The sequence below is a fragment of the Succinivibrio sp. genome, from assembly GCF_045124615.1.
In the GTDB taxonomy this organism is placed as follows: domain Bacteria; phylum Pseudomonadota; class Gammaproteobacteria; order Enterobacterales; family Succinivibrionaceae; genus Succinivibrio; species Succinivibrio faecicola.
On record NZ_JBGVMC010000197.1, the window covers coordinates 1 to 1,767 of the forward strand.

Below are 1,767 nucleotides of genomic sequence, written 5' to 3' on the forward strand. Positions count from 1 at the left end.
GATAAAGACTTTTTATATTGATTACCTTAAACTTGCCGCTTCATATGATAATAACGTATCAGTTGACTGCATTACAGAAACTCAGATTGATGCTATACTTGATAAAATTGCATACAACTATGATGGATACTGTTTTGATGAAGACTATGAAAAGAAAGTTTTCTCAACATGGTCTGTAAACAATTTTCTTCAGTCTATATTAGAAAAAGAAAAAGTTCACTTTGGTGATTACTGGTTTGATAATGGAGGTCTACCATCAATACTGGCAAAAAAAATAGAAAAGATCAAAATAAATCTATTTGATTATTTAAATAAAGATCACTTGATTGAAGTTTCAAGAAACAGTTTTTTAAATCCTACTTCGTTACTTGATATTGATAATAATGTTCTGTTATGTCAAACAGGTTATCTGACACTTCGCTCACCTCTTTCATCTGGTGATAGTATCATAAGTTTAGGTTTTCCAAACAGAGAGATTTATGATTCCTTAACACAGCTTATGGCTATAAAAGCTTTAAAGAAGGAAACATCTGTAAATGTTGATGGCAAGAACATCTTAGATGTAGGAAATGCAAAACAGATTATCGACCTGTTCAATACAGCATTAAATACAGTTTCTTATGATAAATTTCCTTTAAACTCTGAAGCTTCTGTTCAAGGATATATCTGTGTTTATCTAAAAGCTGCAGGTGCTAAAGTATCAGCTGAAGTACATTCGTCAAAAGGAAGAGCTGATCTGGTTATAGAAAGACTCAACAGAAGAATTGTCATTGAGCTTAAGTATGCCGATAGTGATCCTTTGGCTAAAACTAAACTTAATGAAGCAATTGAACAAATTAAGAATCGAGATTATGGCAATATTCTTCCTCAAAAAGAGCTTTTAAGAATTGCTGCAGTCTACAATGCTGATCCACATGTAAGAGCTATTAGAGAATATCAACAGGTGTAACCATCATCTAATCTCTTACTTTTATAAAAGAAGAAAAACTTACTTAAAATAAGCACTAAGCTCCTGTTTTCATGCAGAGAAAGTAAAAACAAACTATAATATATGCATGTAGGAGCTAAATAAATAATGAAAACAATAAGCAATTCTGGTGTATTTACTAATTTTTATGATAACAATAGGATCTATATAGATAAAACAGAGACTATCTATAAACTTTTAAAGACACAAGAAAAGGTTTTTATTTCACGTCCTCGCCGTTTTGGAAAATCTCTGACTTTAAAAACAATAGGAACTCTTTTTGAAAAAGGTGTCGATCCATATTTCAAGGATACATGGATTTATGACAAATGGACAGAGTCTACATATCCAGTCTTGTATCTTGATTTTCTAAAATGCTCTGTGTCTGACATTGATGATTTTAAAGAAGATCTTGTTGAACTAATTTCAGTTTTTGCTAATACCTATAATATTGAAGGTTACAAAGAATCATCAGAGCCTCAAAGAGCACTTAACAGACTACTAACTTTACTTGAACTTAAAAACTATAAGGTTGTAGTTTTGATTGATGAATACGACAGACAGTTAGTTGCAAACATTAACAATCCAGAGCTCTATGAAAAATTCTGCGAAATCATAAGAAGCATTTATGCCACTTTAAAAAGTTGTGATTCTATAAAGTTTCTTGCAGTTACAGGTGTTACTAGGTTAAAAGATGCAACCATCTTTTCTGTTGGCTCCGATATCGTTGATATCTCAAATAAAAGTGCATACAGTCAGCTTATTGGTTTTACAAGAGATGAGATAAAGACTTTTTATAT

General features: G+C 31.2%; 2 protein-coding genes. Both read left to right on the plus strand.

The window, feature by feature from the left end:
• A partial coding sequence (locus tag ACJML3_RS05125; protein ID WP_406021198.1) for a PD-(D/E)XK nuclease domain-containing protein occupies positions 1–949 on the plus strand: 949 nt, incomplete at its 5' end.
• A 126-nt stretch (positions 950–1,075) separates the two neighbouring features.
• Positions 1,076–1,767, plus strand: a 692-nt coding sequence (locus ACJML3_RS05130; protein ID WP_406021200.1) for an AAA family ATPase, incomplete at its 3' end; no start/stop codon positions are given.